The organism is Actinomadura roseirufa, from assembly GCF_900659635.1.
Lineage (GTDB): Bacteria > Actinomycetota > Actinomycetes > Streptosporangiales > Streptosporangiaceae > Spirillospora > Spirillospora roseirufa.
Genome location: NZ_CAACVB010000324.1, coordinates 1 through 7,488, shown reverse-complemented (window position 1 = coordinate 7,488; position 7,488 = coordinate 1). Strand labels below are relative to the sequence as shown.

The window sequence follows — 7,488 nt, the reverse complement described above, 5'->3', positions numbered from 1 at the left end:
GAGATCTACACTCTTTCCCTACACGACGCTCTTCCGATCTACCCACGAGCGGGCGCTGCGCGAGGTCGTCGAGCGCAACGCCCGCATCGCCGCGCTGGCCGAGACCCGCGCGCGGATCGGCGCAGACGTCGCGCTGCCCGCCCCGCTGCGTCCGGACGCGCAGGAGCCGGCGGAGCTCACCGCGTGGTGCGCGGCGACCGACACCGCGCTGGACGAGGCCGAGCGGCGGCTGTCGGAGCACCTCGCCGCCCAGGTGACGGCCCAGGTGTTCGCCGTCCCCGCCGAGGGGCTGCGCACCGACGTCGGCCGGGCGGGCACGGAGGCCGGGCCGCCCCCGGCGTCCGCGGCGCGGGACGACGCGCAGGGCGCCCTTGAGCGGATCATGGCGCGGCTGCTGCCGGACGCCACGGCGGCCGACCGGGCGGCGGTCGCCGCGGCGGCGCGGCTGCTGACCGCAGCGGGCACCGCCGAGGAGGCCGAGGGCGTGCTGCAGGAGGTGCGGCTGCGGATCCAGGAGGCCAACCGGCGCACCGGTGAGCACCGTGAGGAGGAGCGGCGCCGCGCGGCGGAGCGGGACGCCGCCGAGCAGGCCGAGGCCGAGCGGCGGTACGTGCTCGACTCGATCACCGCGGCGTTCGAGGACCTCGGCTACGAGGTGCGGGCCGGGTTCGAGACGGTGACGGCCGCGGACGGCGCGCTCGTCCTCACCCGGGGGAACTGGCCGGACCACAGCGTGAAGCTGCGGGTCGAGGACGCCGCGCACGTGCGGGCGTCGATGGTGCGCGAGCGGCCCGCCGAGAGCGAGGACGACCGGCGCGTGGACGTCGAGCGCGAGCGCGAGTGGTGCACGGCGTTCGAGGCCGCGCGGGACCGGCTGGCGGGCGCCGGGATCCGCTCCGACGTCGCCTGGCGGCTGGAGCCGGGGGTGCGCGAACTGCCGGTCTCGGCCGAGGCACGGCAGACTGGGGGCCGTGCCGAGCGGCGCGAGCGCGGCCGGGAGCGGGGGCGATGACCCCGCGGCGAACCCGGCGGCGCGTGAGCGGAACGGAGTGGAGCGAGCCTGATGAGCATTGATTCGCCGACCCTCGGCGGGCGGTTGCAGGGCTGGCCGCCGTTCATCCGCGAGCTGGACGCGACGCTCTCCGTGCATTCCCAGTACGTCCTGTCCGGCAACCTGTACGACAGCTTCCTCGCCCCGCCGCTGGAGGGCGGGGCGCCCGCCCGGCTGCTGCCGCTGCGGGACCTGCTGTGGGAGACGCTCCGCTCCAGCGGCGCCTCCTGCATGATCGTGTACGACCCGGTGGACGGCCTGCAGGTCTGTCCCGACACCGGTGACGAGATCGCGGACGAGGCGCTGCGGTCGGCCGAGCTCCTGCTGGGCAAGCTCAAGGCCGAGGAGAAGCCGTCACTGGAGGGACTGACCCGGCACCTGGCGGCGGTGGCCCGTCCCCAGGAGAACGTGCGCGCCGCGTTCGTGATCGACTCGGCGTCCCGGATCGCTCGCCGGGCGACGGACCTGGAGCCCGCCGAGCGGGACTTCTTCCGGTTCTGCGCGAAGCTGTCGCGCAGCGCGCGGCCCGTCCGGGTGGCGGGGGCACGGCCGAAACCGCTGTACAATCCGGTCGTGTGGCTGGTGGAGCGGCCCGGCGACCTCCCGCCTTGGCTGACCACCGACAACGAGAACATCCGCGAGATCACCATCCCGCGCCCGCATCTCGGCGACCGGCAGGAGACCGCGCGGCTGCTCGCCCGCGCGTTCGGGGTGAGCGACGTGGGCGGCGACCTGGCCGCGGCGACGGCGTGCGACGCCTTCGCCGAGCAGGCCGACGGGCTCACCCTGCAGTCGATGATCGAGGTGACCCGGCTGGCGAAGGAGCGCAACGTCGACCTCGCCGACCTGCCGGACGCGGTCCGCACCTACAAGCTCGGCGTGCTGGACAACCCGTGGAGCCGCGGCCACCTGCGCCGCCGCGTGCTGGAGGGCGAGAAGCGCGTCCCCGAACGCGTGATCGGGCAGCCGCAGGCGGTGACCAAGACCCTCGACATCCTCAAGCGGGCCGTGCTCGGCCTGTCCGGGGCGCAGGCGACCCGGTCGGGCAGCCGGCCGCGCGGCGTGCTGTTCTTCGCCGGCCCGACCGGCACCGGCAAGACCGAGCTGGCCAAGGCGATCACCGAGCTGGTGTTCGGGGACGAGTCGGCCTACCTGCGCTTCGACATGAGCGAGTTCTCCGGTGAGGGGTCGGGCGACCGGCTGATCGGGTCCCCGCCCGGCTACGTCGGGCACGAGGCCGGCGGCGAGCTGACCAACGCCGTCCGCGAGGACCCGTTCCGGGTGATGCTGTTCGACGAGATCGAGAAGGCGCACCCGCGGATCCTGGACAAGTTCCTGCAGATCCTCGAGGACGGCCGGCTGACCGACGGACGCGGCAACACCGTGCACTTCTCCGAGTCGATCCTGATCTTCACCTCGAACCTCGGCATGTACGTGCCGGGCCGCGACCTGACGGCCCGCGACGGCTCCGCGCCGTACGCCTCCCCCGCCCGCGTGCAGAACATCATGCCCGGGATGTCCTACCGCGAGGTCGAGCAGCGGATCAAGGGCGCCGTCGCCGAGCACTTCACCGAGATCCTCAACCGGCCGGAGCTGCTCAACCGGTTCGGCGACAACATCGTGGTGTTCGACTTCATCTCCGCCGAGGCCGCCCACAAGATCTTCGACCTGCAGTTCGCCAACATCTGCAGGCGGGTCGCCGAGGAGCACCGGCTCGTCCTCGCCGTGAAGGGCGAGGCGCTGCAGACGCTCCGCGGGTGGTGCACCGACGAGCTCGACAAGGGAGGCCGCGGCATCGGGATGGCGCTGGAGTCCCATTTCGTCAACCCGCTGGCGCGCGCCCTGTTCGACCGTGAGCTCGTCCCGGACGAGCGGATCACCGTGTCCGGTATCCGCCGCGAGGGCGGCATCGTCCACCTGGACCTCCAGTGACCGGTCCCGGCCCCGATTCGGAGGAACCCTCCGGCGAGGGTCCGGAACGGCTGCTGCTGGCCAAGGCCCACTACCCGGTGACCACGCTCGGCCCCGGCACCCGGGCGGGCATCTGGGTGCAGGGCTGTACCCTGCACTGCCACGGCTGCCTGTCCAGGGACACCTGGGACGCCGACCCCGGCAAGGCCGTGCCCGTCGAGGCGCTGCTGGGCTGGCTGGACTCGCTGCCCGGGCCGGTCGACGGGGTGACGATCTCCGGCGGCGAGCCGTTCCAGCAGCCGGCCGCGCTGGCGGCGCTGCTGAGGGGGATCCGCGCGTGGCGGGACACCCGCCGGCGTGAGACGATTAGGTTGGACATATTGGTCTACAGCGGATATGTCTACTCTCGGCTTTCGCGCACCCGTGCGGCGCGCGAGATCCTGGAGCTGTGCGATGCCGTGATCACGGGGCCCTACGTCGACCGGCTGAACCCGGGGGGGCGACACTCCGAGGACGGCTCTCTACTCTGGAGGGGGTCGGCGAACCAGCGCGTCGTGCCGCTCTCCCCGCTGGGGCACGAGCGGTACGGGGCATTGGCCGGCGTCGGTAAGACTAGGGAAGAGGCAGGGCCCCGAGTACAGGTGTCCGTGGACGAGGGGCCGGAGGGAAGGCGGGTGTACTACATCGGGATCCCGCGAAGGGGTGACATGGAGCACCTCACGTCGAGGCTCGAACGCGCCGGGGTGCGCTCGGGGGATGTGTCATGGCGACCTTGAACTGTCCTGTCTGTGACGAGCCCGTCCAGCCGGGCGATCTGCTCTGCCTGAGCTGCGGGGCCAACCTGGCCCGCGCCGGGGGCGGCCGCCGTCCCGGGCAGGGCGGTTACGACGACCCGCAGCGGATCCCGCCGCCGCCCCCGCCGCACGGTGGCCCGCAGCAGGGCGCCCCCCAACACGGCGCTCCTCAGCACGGCGGCCCCCAACACGGTGCCCCTCAACAAGGTGCCCCTCAACACGGCGGCCCGCAGCACGGTGCTCCTCAGTACGGTGGGGCGCCGCAACAGCACGGTGGCCCCCAGTACGGGGGCCAGCAGCACGGTGGCCCCCAACACGGTGCCCCTCAGCACGGCGCCCCCCAACACGGCGGCCCACAGCAGGGCGCCCCCCAGCAGCATGGGCAGCAGCAGCCTTACCAGCAGCAGCCCCAGCACGCCCCGCACGACCCCTACCAGCAGCAACAGGCATCTCACGATCCCTACCAGCAGGCGCAGCAGCAGGGACCGTCCGCTCCGCCGCAGGACCCCTGGGGGGCCCCGCAGCAGCAACAGCCGGACGCATGGGGACAGCCCCAGCAGCAGCACGGGCAGCCACAGCACGGGCAGCCACAGCACGGAGGGCAGCCCCCGGCGCAGCACCAGGCACCGGATCCGTGGAGCTCGCCGCCGCCCCAGCAGCAGCCCGACCCGTGGGGCGCGCCGCAGCAGCAGGCCCCCGACCAGTACCAGCAGCCCGACCAGTACCAGCCGCAGGACCACTACCAGCAGCAGCAGGACCAGTACCAGCCGGAGCAGCAGCACTACCAGCCGCCGCCGGACCAGTACGCTCCGCAGCCGGGTCCGGGCGACCACCAGTACGGCGCGCCGCCGCAGCCCGAGCACCGGCCGCCGATGCAGCCGCAGCACGGCCGCGAGGCGACCCTGCTGCCGGCCGAGCAGGGCCAGCGTCCGCCCGCGCCCGACAGCACGGCGTTCATGTGCCCCTACTGCGAGGCGGTGCTGACCAACCCGGCCGCCGCGCAGTGCGACTCGTGCCTGCGGCCGCTGCCGCAGAAGGGCACGCCCGTCCTGCGGGTCCAGTTCCCGACCGGCGAGCTGAAGGTCTCGGTCGGGCAGCACCTCGTGCTGGGCCGGGACGCGGGCCAGTCGCCGGTCGCGGCGACGTTCACGCAGTACGACAACGTGTCACGGCGCCACTCCACGGTGTGGCTCGACCCGGCGGGCACGGCCTGGGTCCGCGACGAGGGCTCCACCAACGGCACCTTCGTCAACGGCGAGCGCCTGCCCCGCGGCGTGGAGGCGCCGCTGCGCGACGGCGACCAGCTCCGCCTGGCCGCCGACGTCACCGGTACCGTCCAGCTCAACTGAGCGCGCACACGACGAGGGCGGCCCGGGTTCGGTGAACCCGGGCCGCCCTCGTCGTCGTGTGCGGCGGTCAGCCGGAGCGCTTGGTGCGGGCGCGGGTGCGCTCGCGGTCCTTGGCGTCCAGGACGACCTTGCGGATGCGGACGGCCGTCGGGGTGACCTCGACGCACTCGTCCTCGCGGCAGAACTCCAGCGCCTCCTCCAGCGACAGCAGCCGCGGCGGGGTGAGCCGCTCCAGCTCGTCCCCGGTGGAGGAGCGCATGTTGGTGAGCTTCTTCTCCTTGGTGATGTTGACGTCCATGTCGTCGGAGCGCGAGTTCTCCCCGACGATCATGCCCTCGTACACCTCGGTGGTCGGCCCGACGAAGAACGTGCCGCGCTCCTGCAGGTTCGTGATCGCGTACGCGGTGGCGGCGCCGGCGCGGTCGGCGACCAGCGAGCCGGACGGGCGGGTGCGCAGCTCGCCGAACCAGGGCTCGTAGTCCTCGAAGACGTGGTGCGCCATGCCGGTGCCGCGGGTCTCGGTCATGAACTCGGTACGGAACCCGATCAGCCCGCGGGCGGGGACCAGGAACTCCATCCGGATCCAGCCGGTCCCGTGGTTGGTCATGTGCTCCATGCGGCCCTTGCGGACCGCCATCAGCTGCGTGACCGCGCCGAGGTGCTCCTCGGGGATGTCGACGGTGAGCCGCTCGACGGGCTCGTGCTTCTTCCCGTCGATCTCCTTGGCGACCACCTGCGGCTTGCCGACGGTCAGCTCGTAGCCCTCCCGGCGCATGTTCTCCACCAGGATCGCCAGCGCCAGCTCACCGCGGCCCTGCACCTCCCAGGCGTCGGGACGCTCGGTCGGCAGCACCTTGATCGACACGTTGCCGATCAGCTCCCGGTCGATCCGGTCCTTGACCATCCGGGCGGTGACCTTCGTGCCCTTCTCGCGGCCCGCCATCGGGCCGGTGTTGGTGCCGATGGTCATCGAGATCGCGGGCTCGTCCACCGTGATCAGCGGCAGCGGGCGCGGGTCGTCCGGGTCGGCGATGGTGTCGCCGATCATGATGTCCGGGATGCCGGCGATCGCGATGATGTCGCCGGGCCCGGCCTCGTCGGCGGGCTTGCGGGTGAGCGCCTCGGTCATCAGCAGCTCGGTGATCTTGACCTTCTCGACGCTGCCGTCGTGCCGGCACCAGGCGACCTGCTGGCCCTTCTTGATCGTGCCGGCGTGCACGCGGCACAGCGCGATGCGGCCGAGGTAGCTGGAGGCGTCCAGGTTCGTGACGTGCGCCTGCAGCGCGGCGTCCGGGTCGTAGGACGGCGCCGGGATGGTGTCGGTGATGACCTTGAACAGCGGCTCGAGGTCCTCGTCGGCGGGCATCGCGCCGTCGGCGGGCTTGTCGAGCGAGGCCCGGCCGGCGCGCCCGGAGGCGTACACGATCGGGAAGTCGATCTGGTCCTCCCCCGCGTCGAGGTCCATGAACAGCTCGTAGGTCTCGTCCACGACCTCGTCGATGCGGGCGTCGGGACGGTCGGTCTTGTTGACGACCAGGATCACCGGCAGCTGCGCGGCCAGGGCCTTGCGCAGCACGAACCGGGTCTGCGGGAGGGGGCCCTCGCTGGCGTCCACCAGCAGGACCACGCCGTCCACCATCGACAGCCCGCGTTCGACCTCACCGCCGAAGTCGGCGTGGCCGGGGGTGTCGATGATGTTGATCGTGAGGCCGTTGTGCCGGACGGCCGTGTTCTTGGCGAGAATGGTGATGCCCTTCTCGCGCTCGAGGTCGTTGGAGTCCATGACGCGGTCGTCGACGTCCTGGTTCTCGCGGAAGGCACCGGACTGCCAGAGCATGGCGTCGACCAGCGTCGTCTTGCCGTGGTCGACATGGGCGACGATCGCGACGTTCCGGAGGTCGTCGCGCGTGGAGATGGGCATGCGGGCTCGCCTTGCGTGAGAGTTCGGGAGTCGCCGCAGACGCGCGGCCTCCCCCATTCTACTTGGCCGCGCGCGCCATCGGCCCCGGACGGGACGTACCACCCGTCACAGAGCCCCGCCACCGGCGCCCCAATTGGCCAACTTTGCCCATCCTTTGTAATCTCCTCGAGATCCGGTCGTCCGGAAGCCCCGCCCCCGGGGCTGCGGCCGGAGCGCCGAATCTCCCGCCCGCGCGGCGGGGTACCGGGGACCCAAGATCCTTCTGGGGTGAATCGACGAACGTCGTAGGGCGACTCCTGGCCCGAACCCGTCAGCTAACCCGGTAGGCGAGCAAGGAGAGGAGAACACCGGCTTGGTACCGGATTCCCCGCGGCGCCGCCGCACGCCCGCCGCCGCCATGACCGCCCTGCTCCTGATCGGCCTCGGCACGAGCGCGCCGGTCGCCGCGCACGCGGCGCAGCC

Annotated in this window: 6 protein-coding genes and 1 riboswitch; of the genes, 4 read left to right on the top strand and 2 right to left on the bottom strand. The window is 72.5% G+C overall.

Annotated features, from left to right (window positions below; genetic code table 11):
* From E1291_RS45495 to E1291_RS36655, 3 genes are all read left to right on the top strand, one after another.
* The coding region (locus tag E1291_RS45495; protein ID WP_131742649.1) for a response regulator receiver protein at positions 1-1,012 on the top strand (1,012 nt) is incomplete at its 5' end.
* A gap of 51 nt (positions 1,013-1,063) precedes the next feature.
* On the top strand, positions 1,064-2,983 hold the full coding sequence (locus tag E1291_RS36660) for an AAA family ATPase (protein WP_131742648.1): 1,920 nt from the start codon (positions 1,064-1,066) through the stop codon (positions 2,981-2,983).
* Positions 2,980-3,738: a 4Fe-4S single cluster domain-containing protein gene (locus E1291_RS36655; RefSeq protein ID WP_242614605.1), complete on the top strand. Its 759-nt coding sequence runs from the start codon at positions 2,980-2,982 to the stop codon at positions 3,736-3,738. The genes E1291_RS36660 and E1291_RS36655 overlap by 4 nt, the downstream gene beginning before the upstream one ends.
* On the opposite strand, the gene E1291_RS42690 is transcribed toward E1291_RS36655, so the two are convergent.
* Positions 3,642-4,643 (bottom strand): pentapeptide repeat-containing protein, encoded by a 1,002-nt coding sequence (locus E1291_RS42690; RefSeq protein ID WP_165495473.1) that lies wholly within the window; start codon positions 4,641-4,643, stop codon positions 3,642-3,644. The genes E1291_RS36655 and E1291_RS42690 overlap by 97 nt on opposite strands.
* Here E1291_RS42690 and E1291_RS42685 point away from each other — a divergent pair.
* Complete coding sequence (locus E1291_RS42685; RefSeq protein WP_165495472.1) at positions 4,629-5,105, top strand: FHA domain-containing protein; 477 nt, start codon at positions 4,629-4,631, stop codon at positions 5,103-5,105. The two genes, E1291_RS42690 and E1291_RS42685, sit on opposite strands and share 15 nt — an antisense overlap.
* A 67-nt stretch (positions 5,106-5,172) precedes the next feature.
* Here the strand turns inward: E1291_RS42685 and typA are convergent, their stop codons facing one another.
* A complete protein-coding gene (gene typA / locus E1291_RS36645; RefSeq protein WP_131742646.1) occupies positions 5,173-7,026 on the bottom strand; it encodes a translational GTPase TypA in 1,854 nt (617 codons plus the stop codon).
* Positions 7,027-7,229: 203 nt separating this feature from the next.
* Positions 7,230-7,371, top strand: a riboswitch (cyclic di-AMP (ydaO/yuaA leader).
* The last annotated feature ends 117 nt before the right edge of the window (positions 7,372-7,488 follow it).

Excerpts from the sequence above, each read along its gene's own strand:
- E1291_RS36660 (WP_131742648.1), top strand. The coding sequence starts at position 1,064 with ATGAGCATTGATTCGCCGACCCTCGGCGGGCGGTTGCAGGGCTGGCCG.
- E1291_RS42685 (WP_165495472.1), top strand. The coding sequence starts at position 4,629 with ATGCAGCCGCAGCACGGCCGCGAGGCGACCCTGCTGCCGGCCGAGCAG.
- typA (WP_131742646.1), bottom strand. The coding sequence starts at position 7,026 with ATGCCCATCTCCACGCGCGACGACCTCCGGAACGTCGCGATCGTCGCC.